This window comes from Sphaerochaeta pleomorpha str. Grapes (assembly GCF_000236685.1).
Lineage (GTDB): Bacteria > Spirochaetota > Spirochaetia > Sphaerochaetales > Sphaerochaetaceae > Sphaerochaeta > Sphaerochaeta pleomorpha.
The window spans coordinates 2165011-2178812 of sequence record NC_016633.1; the positions used below are offsets into that span (position 1 = coordinate 2165011).

General features: G+C 46.5%; 14 protein-coding genes. 4 read left to right on the forward strand and 10 right to left on the reverse strand.

The features are described from left to right. Nucleotides 1-105: 105 nt before the first annotated feature. Nucleotides 106-975: a GNAT family N-acetyltransferase gene (locus tag SPIGRAPES_RS09785; protein ID WP_172635091.1), complete on the reverse strand. Its 870-nt coding sequence runs from the start codon at nt 973-975 to the stop codon at nt 106-108. Nucleotides 976-1055: 80 nt separating this feature from the next. After that, nucleotides 1056-2018, reverse strand: coding sequence for a bifunctional 4-hydroxy-2-oxoglutarate aldolase/2-dehydro-3-deoxy-phosphogluconate aldolase (locus SPIGRAPES_RS09790; RefSeq protein ID WP_014270598.1), 963 nt, complete (start codon nt 2016-2018; stop codon nt 1056-1058). A gap of 163 nt (nt 2019-2181) precedes the next feature. Here SPIGRAPES_RS09790 and SPIGRAPES_RS09795 point away from each other — a divergent pair, with 163 nt between their 5' ends. From SPIGRAPES_RS09795 to SPIGRAPES_RS09805, 3 genes are all read left to right on the forward strand, one after another. Further along, nucleotides 2182-3219: a sugar kinase gene (locus SPIGRAPES_RS09795; protein WP_014270599.1), complete on the forward strand. Its 1038-nt coding sequence runs from the start codon at nt 2182-2184 to the stop codon at nt 3217-3219. A gap of 217 nt (nt 3220-3436) precedes the next feature. Beyond that, a complete protein-coding gene (locus SPIGRAPES_RS09800) occupies nt 3437-3775 on the forward strand; it encodes a hypothetical protein (protein ID WP_014270600.1) in 339 nt (112 codons plus the stop codon). 58 nt (nt 3776-3833) lie between these two features. Further along, nucleotides 3834-4454, forward strand: coding sequence for a DUF2202 domain-containing protein (locus tag SPIGRAPES_RS09805; protein ID WP_014270601.1), 621 nt, complete (start codon nt 3834-3836; stop codon nt 4452-4454). A 29-nt stretch (nt 4455-4483) separates the two neighbouring features. On the opposite strand, the gene SPIGRAPES_RS09810 is transcribed toward SPIGRAPES_RS09805, so the two are convergent. Continuing rightward, a complete protein-coding gene (locus SPIGRAPES_RS09810; RefSeq protein WP_014270602.1) occupies nt 4484-5782 on the reverse strand; it encodes a lysophospholipid acyltransferase family protein in 1299 nt (432 codons plus the stop codon). A 165-nt stretch (nt 5783-5947) separates the two neighbouring features. Between SPIGRAPES_RS09810 and SPIGRAPES_RS09815 the strand changes: the two genes are divergently transcribed. Then, a complete protein-coding gene (locus tag SPIGRAPES_RS09815; RefSeq protein ID WP_014270603.1) occupies nt 5948-7057 on the forward strand; it encodes a DUF6930 domain-containing protein in 1110 nt (369 codons plus the stop codon). 12 nt (nt 7058-7069) lie between these two features. Here the strand turns inward: SPIGRAPES_RS09815 and SPIGRAPES_RS09820 are convergent, their stop codons facing one another. From SPIGRAPES_RS09820 to SPIGRAPES_RS09850, 7 genes are all read right to left on the reverse strand, one after another. Then, entirely contained in the window at nt 7070-7417 is a 348-nt protein-coding gene (locus tag SPIGRAPES_RS09820) for a cupin domain-containing protein (RefSeq protein WP_014270604.1), read from the reverse strand. Nucleotides 7418-7427: 10 nt separating this feature from the next. Beyond that, nucleotides 7428-8396 (reverse strand): Gfo/Idh/MocA family protein, encoded by a 969-nt coding sequence (locus SPIGRAPES_RS09825; protein ID WP_014270605.1) that lies wholly within the window; start codon nt 8394-8396, stop codon nt 7428-7430. A gap of 51 nt (nt 8397-8447) precedes the next feature. After that, a complete protein-coding gene (locus SPIGRAPES_RS09830) occupies nt 8448-9233 on the reverse strand; it encodes an IclR family transcriptional regulator (protein WP_014270606.1) in 786 nt (261 codons plus the stop codon). 3 nt (nt 9234-9236) lie between these two features. Further along, nucleotides 9237-10640: a glucuronate isomerase gene (gene uxaC, locus SPIGRAPES_RS09835; protein WP_014270607.1), complete on the reverse strand. Its 1404-nt coding sequence runs from the start codon at nt 10638-10640 to the stop codon at nt 9237-9239. Nucleotides 10641-10678: 38 nt separating this feature from the next. Then, nucleotides 10679-12202 (reverse strand): UxaA family hydrolase, encoded by a 1524-nt coding sequence (locus SPIGRAPES_RS09840; RefSeq protein ID WP_014270608.1) that lies wholly within the window; start codon nt 12200-12202, stop codon nt 10679-10681. 99 nt (nt 12203-12301) lie between these two features. Next, the gene (locus tag SPIGRAPES_RS09845) at nt 12302-12706 is read right to left on the reverse strand and encodes a mannitol dehydrogenase family protein (RefSeq protein WP_014270609.1); all 405 of its coding nucleotides are present in this window, start codon (nt 12704-12706) and stop codon (nt 12302-12304) included. Between the two features lie 32 nt (nt 12707-12738). Then, complete coding sequence (locus tag SPIGRAPES_RS09850) at nt 12739-13710, reverse strand: bile acid:sodium symporter family protein (RefSeq protein WP_081468786.1); 972 nt, start codon at nt 13708-13710, stop codon at nt 12739-12741. Between the last annotated feature and the right edge of the window lie 92 nt (nt 13711-13802).

Consider the following 13802-nt stretch of genomic DNA (forward strand, 5'->3'; position numbering starts at 1 on the left):
AGAGTCTCTTCTTGTATTATATAGGTAATTGTCTTTGATAAGTAATGCTACCGCTCGCAATTCCATGCGTCAAGGAAAATAAAACAGAAGCTAAAATCGGTTTAATTATGATAAAAGTAAGGTATGGTAGTCGACCTGAAAAGAGGTTGAGAATCCTATGCGGCGATAGAGAGACAAGGCTATTGGGTTGTCTGAATCCACATCAAGGTACGCAATCTGTATCTTTTCAAATACCAGGTCGAGTGCAAGGGAAAGCAGTTGCTTTCCCATTCCTTTTCCCCTGTATTGGGGGGTTATGCCGATTCCATAGAGAATTGCCATATCTTTTTCTTCATAATGTATATTAAAAACCCCAATAGGGGTTTCCCCGTAATTACAGAGAAAGGCTTCCCGTTCGGGATTGTTCACAATAGTGGATATATAGGCAGTACTCTGCTCAAGGGATTCATTGAACACTGAAGCAGAGATCCTTGCATACACGGCAAGGTTTTCTGCAGTGATCCTTGCAGGGACAATTTCCATTGGCTCGGGTTTGCTGCTGTTTTCCCAGATTTGTTTAGTCAGCGAGAGCCGGTATTCTGTTCTTGCAATATCAGGGCAATGCTTTTTCGCATAACCTATCCCCTCTTTGCTGTGGGGTTCTACCTGGAGGAGGTATTGCGTGTAGCCATACGGTTTCAAAGTGTTTTCAGAAAGAGAGAGAAGGGAAGAAAACAGGCCCTTGTTTCGAAATTGAGGATGGGTAAATCCATTGACCTCAGCTTCGGTAGGAGAGGGGAGAAAGCAGGTCAAAAAGGAGACAAGGTTCCCTTCTGCATAGGCCAGGTAAAAACAAGGGAAGTCTTTGCTGCAATTCAATTCATTTGAAAGGAAAGGTTTGTTGGATAGGTTATCTTTGGAAAAACAAAGTTCCTGGAGCGAGAGGACCTCTGAGAGTTGTTTCCCTGTAAGCTTGTTTGTCTGTAGGTATTCCATAGGTTCAGAATACAAAAAATAAACCGGTGCGTACATATTCGCACCGGTTTACAGCGTAAAGTTCTAAAAAGTAGTGTTAACTAGGCCCTGACCAAGTGGACTGCGAAGCCGCTCAGGTTTTCCTTGAGATAGCAAACCTTGATGTTTCCCTTTGCATCTCTTGCAATAGTGGACTCATCAGGGGTAAAGCCATGCTTGGCAAGGTAAACAAGGGTTCGCTCGATATCAAAGCAACGGAACCCGATATGCCCGTTCTTTCCGAGGTACATCTTGGGCAGTACCTCGATAGTCGTATTCATAAACACCGAGGAATTTCCCCTTTTGGTGGTCATTCCCAGTGCTTCGAAGCCCTTGATATCTTTTTCCGCTTCCTCTGCATTCTCATTGTTGATACCAAGGTGGGCAAATTCAAGGCCCTGGAGGGCAACGACGGCTTCCTTGCAGATCTGGGCGATGGCATCCCATTGTTCGCCATCGATCAAGTCTGCCTTCACCATCCAGGAACCACCCACCGCGAGCACATTTGACTGTTTTGCATAGGATGCAAGGTTTGCAAGGCTGATACCGCCGGTAGGCATGAATTTCAGCTGGGGAAAGGGACCTGCGAGGTTCTTGAGCATATCAACACCACCGGAAACTTCGGCGGGGAAGAATTTGAGTGTGGTAAGGCCGCGTGCGAGTCCCTGTTCAATGTCACTGGGGGTGCATACACCGGGAACGACTGGGACATTGTTTGCAATGCACCAGTCAACGACCGAAGGGTTGAACCCAGGGGATACGATGAATTTGGCACCGGCGGCAACGGCCTTCTTTGCGAAGTCTATATTGATTACTGTACCTGCCCCTACGAGCATTTCCGGATAGGCTTTGCTGATGCGTTTTATTGACTCTTCTGCAGCTTCGGTACGGAAGGTGACCTCTGCACAGGGCAACCCACCCTTGATCAGGGCTCCTGCAAGTCCTTCTGCCTTTGCTGCATCCTCAATCTTTACGACTGGGACAAGGCCGATGTCGTGAATTTGTTTAAATAATTCTTCATGCATGATTTTCGTTCCTTCCTTTCTTGTTATCTAGATTGAATCTATTACTTGATAATCAATTATGAAACGTTGTTTCAAAATAATATTGACAGATACTAGCATACCCTCTATGATTTCAAATATCAAGAGAAAAGTTACGTTCCTGTTATTATTTAGGAGGAGTTTTATGGGTAATACATTTGTCACATTCGGCGAGATAATGCTACGGTTGAAATCACCGGGACATGAACGGTTTTTCCAGTCCCCTTCTTTGGAAGCCACGTTCGGGGGTGGAGAAGCCAATGTTGCTGTTTCCCTCTCTCTTTTTGGCAAGAATACCCAATTTGTATCCGCCTTGCCTGCAAATGCAATCGGTGAAGCAGCTCTTTGTGAAGTACGGAAATATGGTGTCGATGTTTCAAAAGTCAATATGACCAAAGGTGGCAGGGTAGGGATTTATTTCCTGGAAACCGGTGCAAACCAGAGATCGAGCAGTGTCGTCTATGACCGTGCAGAGAGTTCGATAGCCCTTGCAAAACCTGAAGATTTCAATTTCAAGTCAATCATGGGCGATGCCGCCTGGTTCCATATTACCGGCATTACCCCTGCAATTAGCCAGGGTGCAGCCGATTGCTCGCTTGCGGCCATGAAAGCAGCTAAAGAAGCCGGGGTTACTGTCTCAATTGACCTGAACTACCGTAAAAAACTCTGGAACTACGGAAAAAAAGCCCCTGAAGTAATGAGGGAGCTCGCCAAATATGCCGATGTTATCATTGCAAACGAGGAAGATATTCAGAAATGCCTCGGTATTGAAGCCGGTATCGACGTGACCTCCGGGTCCCTCGATACTTCTGTCTATGAGAAATTAACCGCCGAGGTCAAGAAACAGTTCCCTAATGTCTCTGTTGTTGCTGTCACCTTGCGTGAAAGCAAGAGTGCCGACCATAATGGATGGAGTGCAGCTCTCAGTGGGAAAACAGGATTCTACCTTTCCCGCCATTATGAGATTACCGATATCATCGACCGTGTCGGTGGCGGAGACTCTTTCGCAGCCGGAATAATCTATGGCTTGAGCGAATATCCCCAGGATGAGGAGTATGCAATCAATTTTGCAGTTGCCGCATCTTGTCTGAAACATTCCATCGAGGGTGATTTCAATTTGGCTCGCAAGAGCGAGGTCGAAGCTCTCTGTAAGGGTGATGGCAGCGGGCGAGTCCAGCGATAACTCAGGTTTTTCAATCACAGGGGGAGGCTTGGAGGCCTCCCCTTATTTTTTTCTGAGGATGCCAACTCCTTGCATGGGAAAAAAAAAGCAAAAAAAGGTAAAAAATATGTGTAGCTTTACCCAATCTTTATCCTATGTTCAGTCTTCTTCCACCTGAGAGAACTATTGTTTAGCCAGAACAAAGAAACAAGAGCCAGTTGGCTCAAAGGTGGACAACATGAACATGAAGAACAAAAAGTTTGCAATCGTGATGATCCTGATAGTCGTAGCAGTAGCTTCCGTATCGGCAGCCTCCTATGGAAATAGTAGATTTGCCAATACCGCAGCGACACAGAATCAGTTCTTTGGCAGGGGAAACGCAAATGCTTATTCCCAGACCTGTCTGGTAACCGGAGAGGAACCCCTTGCAGGTACTCGGATGGGGATTGAAGGCAGGGGATATGGCATGTATGGAAGTCAGGGCTTGGATGCCGAACTTCGTGAAACTTGCCTTGTAACAGGGGAAGCTCCCGTTTATGGAAGCCGCCTTGGTTCTGGAATGAGATGGTCAAGGTAACCATTCGGCAATTGATACATGGCCAGCTTGTGCTGGCCATGCTTAAAAGAGGTATGCCATGAAAAAGTTTTATCAGTTTACATTGTTGGCAATAGTAATGGGTCTGTCCGTTTTGGGCTCACTAGGTGCCGAACCCAATGGTGAAGTGCAGAATGTCTCGGCAACTGTACCGTCTGTAGGTACCATGTCTTCCGATTCTGAGGGTATTCTCTACATGAGGGAAGAAGAAAAGCTTGCCCGCGATGTATACCTTGCCCTGTATGATATCTGGGGTATCAGGACATTCTCCAATATTGCAAAAAGCGAACAGAAGCACATGGATGCGGTTGCCACCCTCATCCAAGCCCAAGGCCTTGTTGACCCTGTCGTAGGTTCAAAACCCGGGGAATTCCAAAACCCAACGTTGGCTGCGTTGTATATGTCTTTGGTAGAGCAGGGCTCAAAATCACCTCAGGACGCTCTAATTGTAGGGGCAACCATTGAAGACCTTGATATCCATGATTTGGAAACTTACCTGGCCGAGACCGATGATCCTGATTCCCTCGCTGTCTATTCAAACCTGTTGAGGGGATCGGAGAACCATATGCAATCCTTCTCGAAACAACTCAATCGATATAACATTGCCTATGAGGCACGCTATATAACAGACGAAAGATTGGCAGGGATTCTTTCCCGATAATACATATATACAAGCAAGGACGGGGCTGCCTAACGGGCAGCCTCTTCCTTTCTGAATAGTGATGCCCTGCTTTCAAAGTCAAACAACTCTTCTGTTGCCAAAGCAATTTTCGTTACCGAAAAATTACTGCCCTTGGGAAAAAGGTAGTACGTATCTGTTAGCGTGGAAAGGTCAAGGCAATCTCCCTTACCGAAATATGCATATTCAATATGACAGGAATACATGGAAAGGACAGGCTTTTCCAGTAAGAAATATTCACCGTCAAAAGTCCCTTCCAACCGAAAACCTTCCATGGAATGGTGCAGTACGGCTTCTCCGACAGTAATGAAGCACTTTGCATTCGGTAGGGAATCTACGACAACCTGCAGTTGGATACCGTAGGTTTCCTCTTCGATTTCTTTTCGTACTGCCTCCCTCTCAAATGTATACCAATCGGGGATATGGGGAAATTCAGTAACAAAAGCCTTTTCATCCCTCGCTTTTTCAATAGTCTTCAGTTCCCCCAGTTCAGTCATTTCCCATTTTTTCCCACAGGCCCCACAGCTAAGGGTTGTTCCGCATGAGTCCATTTGGAATTCAGTTTGGCAATGGGGGCATTTATACAGGACTTTGTGCAAACCTTCGGCCCTTTGGGGGTGGTTGATAATGATATTGTTTTTTTTCTGCCAGGCATATTCATCGTAGGCAAAAGCCTCTGCTATTCTCTCGTTGATACCCTGCACCGAGGTTTTTGCCAATTCTTCGACTGTAAAGAGTCTTGTAAGGTCTGCTTCTATCCTGTTTCCCCGCTTTGCAAGATTCCAGCAGGGGCTGTTGAGGTAATTGCCGTGCATATTGAGGACTACGACGGGAACTTTGAGCATTTTGGCCATTTTCCCCAGGGAAGAAGGCAATACGGCAGTGGTTCCAATAAGGGAATAGCGGGCTTCAGGATAGAGAGCCAGGATGCCCTTTTGTTTAGACAGTACATGCTGTATCTGCCGGACAAGCTGGATGTCATTGGTAAATTTCCGTTTGCAAATTCCCCCTGCGTTACGCAAAAGCCATTCTCGTTTGAGAAAACCGTCAATTGCCACCACATAGCTCGAGCGATGGGGAAACACTGCTGCCGTGGTTACTTTGAAATCGAGGAAAGCCATGTGCGTGCATAGGAGAAGATAGGGAGGCTTCAACCCATCCATGTTTTTCTTATTGATATGCAATCGATGACTCCATACCTCGGGAAAGCTCAAAATCCAGGTAAGGAGTTTGAGATAGGGTTTTTGTCTGATAGGCTTTCTTTCCATGTCAAAGCGTTTCTCACTGTGATGCTTTTCGATTCCTGTCATTGCTTCGTCCTTCTCATAAAATTGGTAGCAAGGATATGATTAACCAGCTCTATAGTAAAGTGTGAGTATACCAATCACAAGCAAAACAATGCAAACTTCTTTTTTTCCCAGAGAGATGGACAGTATCGGTTTTTTCGGTATGATTGAACAACACGGAGGATTTTCATGCCAAGTAAAGAGCTGTATACGTTAGCGAAGGAATATCAGGAATGCGAAATAGATAAGGTTTTTTCCGAGAGCGACCTGTTCGCCGTCGAAATGAACGATGGGACGCCTTGCTATGTTTCCATTGTTGAAGGGGCTCTTGCCGGCTATCTTGGAAAGAAAGGGCTTTCTGCCTATCTTCGCCTTTGCCTTGAAGAGAGTGATTCCCCTCCTTTGACCCTAGCTGAACTTGAAAACTCCCAGGAATGTTACCTGGTTACGCTGAACAATACGGTGGAAGACCTTGAAGAAAAGGAACGGGAGGAGCTTGAGGCTTTCAGTATTTCTTTTGGCGAAGGTGCACTGCCACAGTTTCGGACCAAGCGGCAGTATAAATTCCCCTGGTACCTGGAAGAAGCAGATGAGAAAGACCTGATATTGTTACTCAAGGCAGTCCTGTATGCAAAAACCTATTTCTCCAAGTTTGGCAAAGAGACAAAAGATTCTTCCCTCAATCCTTGGCTTGAATCGCTGGGCCTCGAGGATGTTGCTACAACCGAATATGTTCCCTATTTTCAGCAAAGCGGGGATTCTTTCACTGTTTCTGCCAGGATTCTTCCCGATGACGCCTATTCGATCGAATATCCCCAGGCAGAGCTGAAAAACGAAGCAATGGTTGAGGAATTCAGGCTTATGAAAGCAAAACCGGGAAAAGTGCTTTACTACGTGACTTTCCTGTTTCCTGACCCAGTGCTATCATCAAAGAGTCCCTCACCGGTCTTTCCGGTAGTTGAAATGCTCTACGATCCGCAAAAACATGACCTTTTGGACGTATATATGGTTGAAGACTATGAAGAAGGCCATGTTGGGTTTGTTTCCAGATTGCTTGATTATATGCACCAGAATGGGAAACCACAGGCAATTCATTGCTTTGGGGAACGTTCCTATCCATTGCTTTCAATGCTTGGGAAACAGATTGGGATACGGATAATGCAGGGGTCTTTCAACCAAGAACTGGAGAGTCTCAAGGAATTCTTCGTTTTGCAGGGGCAGGAACAGGAAATAGGCGAAGAAAACCCTGACCATGGACATGTCCATGACCACAACTGTGAGCACCATCCTAGCCATTAGGTTCGATTTCGGTTATTTGTCACCGTATTCAGGGACTATGCAGATAAAGACAAAATTGTCCGTTCCCGCATTCAGTACCTGATGTTCAATGTCGGAAGGGACATAGGCCGTTGACCCCGGTGTAAGCGGGTAGTCCTTTCCGTCCATGAATAAGGTCCCTTTTCCCTCTACGGCATAGAGAATATGTTGCCAGGGATGGGAATGCCGGGGGGCATAGCCCTCTTTTCCCAAGGTGAACATTCTCATCACATAGTCCTTCCAGCCCTGATCTGGGCCTATGAGCACCTGCTTTGTCACCCGGCTGATACCTTTTCCCTCAAGTTCTTTTTTGGTGATTTCATCTCTATGCGATACAAACATGGCAATCTCCTTATTTTCCTTGCAGCTGTTTCATTACCCAATCGGTGCGCATTGCGCTCTCCCCTGTGCTCAAACAGATTTCTTTTCCCAACAATTGATTTACAACAGTCTGAATCATAGGTTGTGCAACATGCTCTGGTGGAGTGGGAACTGCAAGTGTCTCGACTTTATCATCGGTTGTCAGTGTTATGGGTGCGCCGATGTCCAATACTGAGAAAGAAAGCTTTCCTTTGCTCCCGTAGATGGTAATGGAATCCTCATCCTTGAATGCGTTGAAACACCAGATTCCTGTTCCGTGGACTCCATTTGTATGTACCCAGCTCCCGCTGACAATATCCTCGGCTTTGTTGACTTGAGCCTGGTTTGCACTCTGTCCCTGCGCTTTTTCGATGGGCCCGAGATACCAGTCAAGCAGGTCGAGCGAATGAGACCCTACATCCAAAAACCTTCCCCCGCCGGAAACAGCAGGGTTAACCCTCCAGGATGGGTTTCTATCATCTTCTTTTATAGTCTGGTACATAAGAAGGTTTACAAAACGGATATCCCCCAGTTTGCCTTCCTCAAGGAGCTTTTTTATGTGCAGGTATTTCGGCAAAGCCCGTCGATAATAGGCACTGAATAGCAAAATAGTACGGGCGTTACAGAACTCGACCATAGCCTGGCTATCTTCAAATGTCCTTCCCAGAGGTTTCTCGCAGTAAATGGGTTTGCCAGCTTTCGCAGCGCGTATAACATAGTCTTTATGGGAATCTGGATGAGTGGCAATATAGATGGCGTCTACTTCAGGGTCGTTGATGAGCTTATCTGCATCGTCATACCAGCGTTTTACCTTGTGGCGACGGGCATAATCCTCTGCAAGCGCACCGTTGCGTCGCATGACAGCAACGAGGGAGGAGCCTTCGGCTTTCTGGAACCCCGGGCCGCTTTTCACTTCGGTAACTGAACCACAACCAATCATTCCCCAACGAATCGTATCCATGGCCATCTCCTTTTTACCCTTTTTCGTTCTTCGTAAAAGAGGGTTCTGAGGCTAGGCTTGCCACCCCAGTAACATTGAAAGCTTATTGCATTCAGTCAATATGGCATTGACTATCAATTCTTTTTCCTCATGGTTGAAACGGAACAATGGCCAGGAAACGCTCATTGCCGCTACAACTTTACCCGTATAGTCCCGAATTGGGGCACCAATGCAGAGCGTTCCCATTTCATGTTCCTCATTGTCTGAAGCCCATCCGTTGTTCCTTATGTCCTCCAGTTCTTTTTTAAGTTCTTCGGGATTTTTAATAGTGTTTGGGGTAAACGGCTTAAGGGGAACTTTTGAAAGATAGGAGTCAATCTCGCTTTTACTCATATCAGACAGCAAGACCTTCCCGATAGCGGTGCAATAGAGTGGAATGCTTTTTCCTACCCTCGAATACATCCTGATAGTAAACGAGGATTCCTTTTTCAGTACATAGACCGCCTGGGTTTCCTCGAGTACCCCCATGTGTACCGTTTCCCCTAGTTGGGTGCAGAGCTTCTGGGCAACAGGCTGGGCAACATTGATCAAATCAATATGCTCCAGCCCATGGGAACCCGTTGAGAACATTTTAAGCGTCAGGCTATAGAGATCTGCAGGGTCTCTATATACATAGCCTAACGACACAAGGGTCGACAGGAACCTGAGTAACGTGGCTTTCGGCAACCGGGTTTCCTTGGCGAGTGACTCCAAATTGATGCTTTGGTTGTGGGAAAGCGTTTCCAAAATAGCGATTGTCCTGACGACTCCGCTGGTCTGTTGCTTTTCCTTTGTTTCCTCAGATTCCTTCTTTTCCATATATTAATCCTCGAAGTATGCCTTTGCATTATTGAATGAGATATTCTTTACCACGGACCCTAACATGTCAAGGTCGTTTGGAATTTCCCCGTCTTCTGCCCAGGTTCCCAGAATATTACAAAGGATTCTCCTGAAGTATTCATGCCTCGGGTAGGAAAGGAAGGACCGGCTATCGGTGAGCATCCCTATAAAACGGGGAAGCAGGCCAAGATTGCCAAGGGTTTTCATCTGTTGTTCCATGCCATCCTTGTGGTCACAGAACCACCACGCAGAACCCAGTTGCATCTTACCCGGGATCCCTCCCTGGTAACATCCCATCAAGGACCCAAGCGTGTAGTAGTCTTTGGGATTCAAAGAATAGAGCACTGTTTTAGGAACTTCGTTTGTTACCGAAAGATTGTTCAAAAAAGCGGAGAGACCTTCTGCCAGTTCTTTGTCATGGGATGCATCAAAGCCGGTATCGGGTCCAAGTTTTTGAAACATCAAACCGTTATTGTCACGGATGGCTGCAAAATGCAACTGCATAACGATGTTCCTTTTTGCATAGGCGCGGGCAAGCTCTGTCATCACAAAGGTTTTATAGGCTTCGATTTCCCCTGCAGAGAGGTTTTTCCCTTCCATCTTCTTTACAAAGATTGCATTGACTTCCTGCTCGCTTTTAAAGATAGCCGGAGCTGTGACCAACGCATGGTCAGAAGCCTTGCACCCCAGGGATATAAAGAAATCCAGCCGGGAGACCAAGGCTTTGACCACATCGCCTACACACTCGATTTTTTGTGATGCTGAAGTTGCCAAGCCTTCGATATAGGGGATGAACGTATCTTTTTCGATATTCAGGGCTTTATCGGGACGATAGGAAGGGATTACCGAAGCGGGGAAATCCTTCTGCTGTGCAATATCCATGTGATAATGCAGGTCGTCAGCAGGGTCGTCGGTTGTCCCTACAGCGTAAACATGCATTTTCTTCATGATACCCCTGACGGAAAGCGTGGGGTCATCTTTCAGTTTCCTATTGGTTTCGTCATAGATTGCTCGCGCGCTGTTTGTGTTCAGGACCTCATCGATACCGAAGTAACGCTGGAGCTCAAGATGGGTCCAATGGTAAAGCGGATTCCCGAAACTGTTTTCCATGGTGGAAGCCCAGGCATAGAATTTATCGAAAGGATCGGCACCTTGCCCGGTGATCAACGATTCAGGTACCCCATTGGAACGCATAGCCCTCCATTTATAGTGGTCACCCCCAAGCCAGGCCTCGGTAATGGTTGAAAAACGCTTGTCCTGTGCAATTTCCTGAGGGATCAAATGGCAATGGTAGTCAAAAATCGGTTGGTCTTTGGCATATTCGTGAAACAGCTTTTCGGCAGTCTTTGTCTGCAGAAGAAAATTCTCATCCATAAATTTTTTCATATCAGTAACTCCTAGTTTCTATATTTGAAATCGTTTTCTTATAGGATGACCCCATCCTTGAATAGCGAAATTTCGGCATATCCGTTTTGTTCGTTCTTGGTTCGATAGGTTCCCGAGGCAACATCAGCAATCATTGCCAGCAAATCGGAGAGGACTGTCTCATTGTCTTCCTTAAGCAGACGACCGGCGTCAAAATCGATCCAGTTTGCTTTCTTCTCAGCCAAAGCGCTGTTTGAAGCTACTTTCAACGTTGGGACCGGGGCGCCAAGTGGCGTACCGCGTCCGGTGGTAAAGATGATGATATGGGCTCCACAGGCCGTCAATGCAGTGGTGGATACAATATCATTACCCGGCCCTGAAAGTAGGTTTAGCCCGGAATGGGTTACCCTGTCACCGTAGTTCAGGATTGCTTCAACCGGTGCCTGCCCCCCCTTCTGGATGCATCCTAGGCTTTTGTCTTCCAAGGTGCTTATCCCGCCGGCCTTGTTGCCTGGTGAGGGGTTCTCATAGACGACTTGGTTGTGCTTTACAAAATAATTTTTGAAATCGTTTATCAAGGTGACTGTTTGGTCAAAGACCTCTTTGGTAACCGCACGGTTCATCAGAAGTTGCTCGGCTCCGAACATCTCGGGAACCTCTGTGAGGATTGAAGTACCTCCCATTGCAGTGAGTTCATCACAGAAACGACCAACCAAAGGATTTGCCGTAATCCCGCTGAAACCGTCAGATCCACCGCATTTGAAGCCGACAATCAATTTGCTCATGGGAACAGGAACCCTTTTATCCCTGGAAATCGTACCTGCCAATTCTTGTAAGAGCTTTTTGCCGGATTCCAATTCATCCTCGACTTCCTGGCAAATGAGGTATTTCACCCGATTTGGATCGGTCGGGCCGACAAGAGCCTTGAATGACTCCGGCGTATTGTTCTCACACCCGAGGGAAAGCACAAGCACTCCCCCTGCATTCGGATGATGGACCAAATCGGACAGGATAACACGTGTAGCCTCATGGTCGTCGCCCAGCTGCGAACATCCATAGGGATGGGACCAGACGTGGATACCATCATAGTTATAGCCGGAAAGTCCTTGCTTTGCCCATTCAATCAGGTTTTCGGCAACTTTATTTACGCATCCTACGGTAGGGACAATCCACAGTTCATTACGTATGCCTATTGCCCCGTCTGCGCGCTCAAACGCCTGGATCGTGGGTATTTTGCCTTCCCATTTCCTGCGATTCACCTCTGCCTTTGCCATGAACTGTTTCGCAACTTCCTCGTTATAGGAATATTCGCAGGTCTCGGCAAGGAGCGTATGGAGGTTGCTTGCATGGACATGGAAACCTTGTCCGATATCTTCTTTTGCCTCCCCGATTGGGTAGCCGTATTTGATTACCTTTTCACCCTTTGCAATTGGACGTAGGGCAATTTTATGCCCCGAAGGGATATCTTGCTGGCAGGTAATTGTTTTTCCTGAAATTTCAAGGGTCTGTCCCTTTGCCAAAGGCTCGATTGCAACTGCAACACTGTCTTCCGGGGTAATCTGTAATAGTTTAAATCGTTCCATTTGCATCTTCCTCCAATGCTTTGAGAGATTCTCTGATTCCTCTGGTCCAAATTTGGACCAGATATTGGTTAACGGTATCTGTTAGTCCTTTAATCCTTGTCAAATCCTGTCCCCACCAAGAAGACTCACTGAGTATCCCCGTTGCGAGCCTCCGTGCTTTTTTCTCTCTATATCTCCATCCAGTGCTATGTATTGCTTGCATTTCTCTTCGTTGAATGGGTTGAGGCATAGGCTCACACTGGTGATCGTTCGGTATTCTTCGATATTCTTTCCGTTCTGGACACCTCTTAAAATTGTAGTGTAAAGGCCTTTTTGGGTATTGATAAGATTTCCAAGGCCTCGTTCCAGTGGCTGGACTATGACAATATTTCCGTTGAAATCAGTTTTCTCGTTGAGAATATCGACCTGCCAGTCAGCAAAGGCTCTCAGGAAGTTGCCTTCCCCGTATTGCAAAATCCGTTCCGCTCGTTGTACGGGTTCTTTTGCTTCAGATATGGGTTTCACGATAGCTTCCTCCTATCATTAAAAGCAAATTGTTACCGATGAGGTTTCTTTCCGAAGAAGAAATGTCCCATGACGGCGCAGATCGATTGTTGGAAAACAATCCCAAATATTACAGGTAGTGAAGTTTCAGGCGGGAAATAGTCGATTGCAAGGACAAGGGCTGCGCTGATGTTTCGCAGCGCGATTGCAAAGGTTACGCTGACATTGTCTTCCTCTGGTAATTTTGCCCACTTTCCGATCACAAAGGCAATGGGAAAGCCTGAGGCTGCAATGATTGCACAAAGAAGTGCTATCGGAAGGTAGGCCCATGAGGCACTGGCGATGAGTTGTTGAGAAACCTGGGAAGTGTTGATTATGATGACCAGAATCAAAGAAAGCTTGGAAAAAGGTTTGAGACTTGGGGTTATATGCTCGTTCACCTTTCCTTTTGTCATATTGTTGATCAGAATCCCGAAAAGGGAGGGGAGAACAACCATTTTAAAGAGCGACAGAATCATTCCCATCGTGTTGATCTCAACGGAGGTCTGCGCCAACAGACGGACTGTAAACGGGGTAAGCAAAGGGGTGAGGGCCGTGGAAACCAAAATCAGGGTCAAAGAAAGCGCTCCATTACCCTGGTAGATTGAACTCCAGATATAACCCGAAACCGCAGTTGGCGTGGCCATGAGAAGTATGTAGCCCGTGATTATGGCAGTGTTTGTCGGGAAAGCAACATTTGCAACCGACCAGGCTATGATTGGCATGATCAGGTTTGTTCCAAGCAGGAATGCGAATATGGGTTTCGGTTTTTTCAGGACCTTGAAGAAATCAGAGGAGTTTATACCCAAAGCCCCACAGAAGGTAAGGAAGGCGAACAAATAGGTAACCGAGGGTTTCATCCACGACACCTTGGCTCCTAGCAACAATCCAAGAATAACCCCGGTGGGGGTAAGTATTGGCATTGCACGCTCAAGATTGCCATTAAAATGCCTTAGTTTTTTTTCCATTGATTGAAATTGAAACATTGTTCCAATGATAACGTCACGTCGGTTATGCTGTCAAGCTGAGATAGGCTGTGCTATAGTTGTTTATCCCTTTTGCTACTTGGTAAGGAGGT

What these genes read in the sequence shown, in the direction of transcription:
- SPIGRAPES_RS09790 (WP_014270598.1), bottom strand. Translation starts at nt 2,018, where the DNA reads ATGCATGAAGAATTATTTAAACAAATTCACGACATCGGCCTTGTCCCA.
- SPIGRAPES_RS09820 (WP_014270604.1), bottom strand. Translation starts at nt 7,417, where the DNA reads ATGTTTGTATCGCATAGAGATGAAATCACCAAAAAAGAACTTGAGGGA.
- SPIGRAPES_RS09785 (WP_172635091.1), bottom strand. Translation starts at nt 975, where the DNA reads ATGGAATACCTACAGACAAACAAGCTTACAGGGAAACAACTCTCAGAG.
- SPIGRAPES_RS09825 (WP_014270605.1), bottom strand. Translation starts at nt 8,396, where the DNA reads ATGGATACGATTCGTTGGGGAATGATTGGTTGTGGTTCAGTTACCGAA.
- SPIGRAPES_RS09805 (WP_014270601.1), top strand. Translation starts at nt 3,834, where the DNA reads ATGAAAAAGTTTTATCAGTTTACATTGTTGGCAATAGTAATGGGTCTG.
- SPIGRAPES_RS09830 (WP_014270606.1), bottom strand. Translation starts at nt 9,233, where the DNA reads ATGGAAAAGAAGGAATCTGAGGAAACAAAGGAAAAGCAACAGACCAGC.
- SPIGRAPES_RS09810 (WP_014270602.1), bottom strand. Translation starts at nt 5,782, where the DNA reads ATGACAGGAATCGAAAAGCATCACAGTGAGAAACGCTTTGACATGGAA.
- SPIGRAPES_RS09800 (WP_014270600.1), top strand. Translation starts at nt 3,437, where the DNA reads ATGAACATGAAGAACAAAAAGTTTGCAATCGTGATGATCCTGATAGTC.
- SPIGRAPES_RS09850 (WP_081468786.1), bottom strand. Translation starts at nt 13,710, where the DNA reads ATGTTTCAATTTCAATCAATGGAAAAAAAACTAAGGCATTTTAATGGC.
- SPIGRAPES_RS09815 (WP_014270603.1), top strand. Translation starts at nt 5,948, where the DNA reads ATGCCAAGTAAAGAGCTGTATACGTTAGCGAAGGAATATCAGGAATGC.
- SPIGRAPES_RS09840 (WP_014270608.1), bottom strand. Translation starts at nt 12,202, where the DNA reads ATGGAACGATTTAAACTATTACAGATTACCCCGGAAGACAGTGTTGCA.
- SPIGRAPES_RS09795 (WP_014270599.1), top strand. Translation starts at nt 2,182, where the DNA reads ATGGGTAATACATTTGTCACATTCGGCGAGATAATGCTACGGTTGAAA.
- uxaC (WP_014270607.1), bottom strand. Translation starts at nt 10,640, where the DNA reads ATGAAAAAATTTATGGATGAGAATTTTCTTCTGCAGACAAAGACTGCC.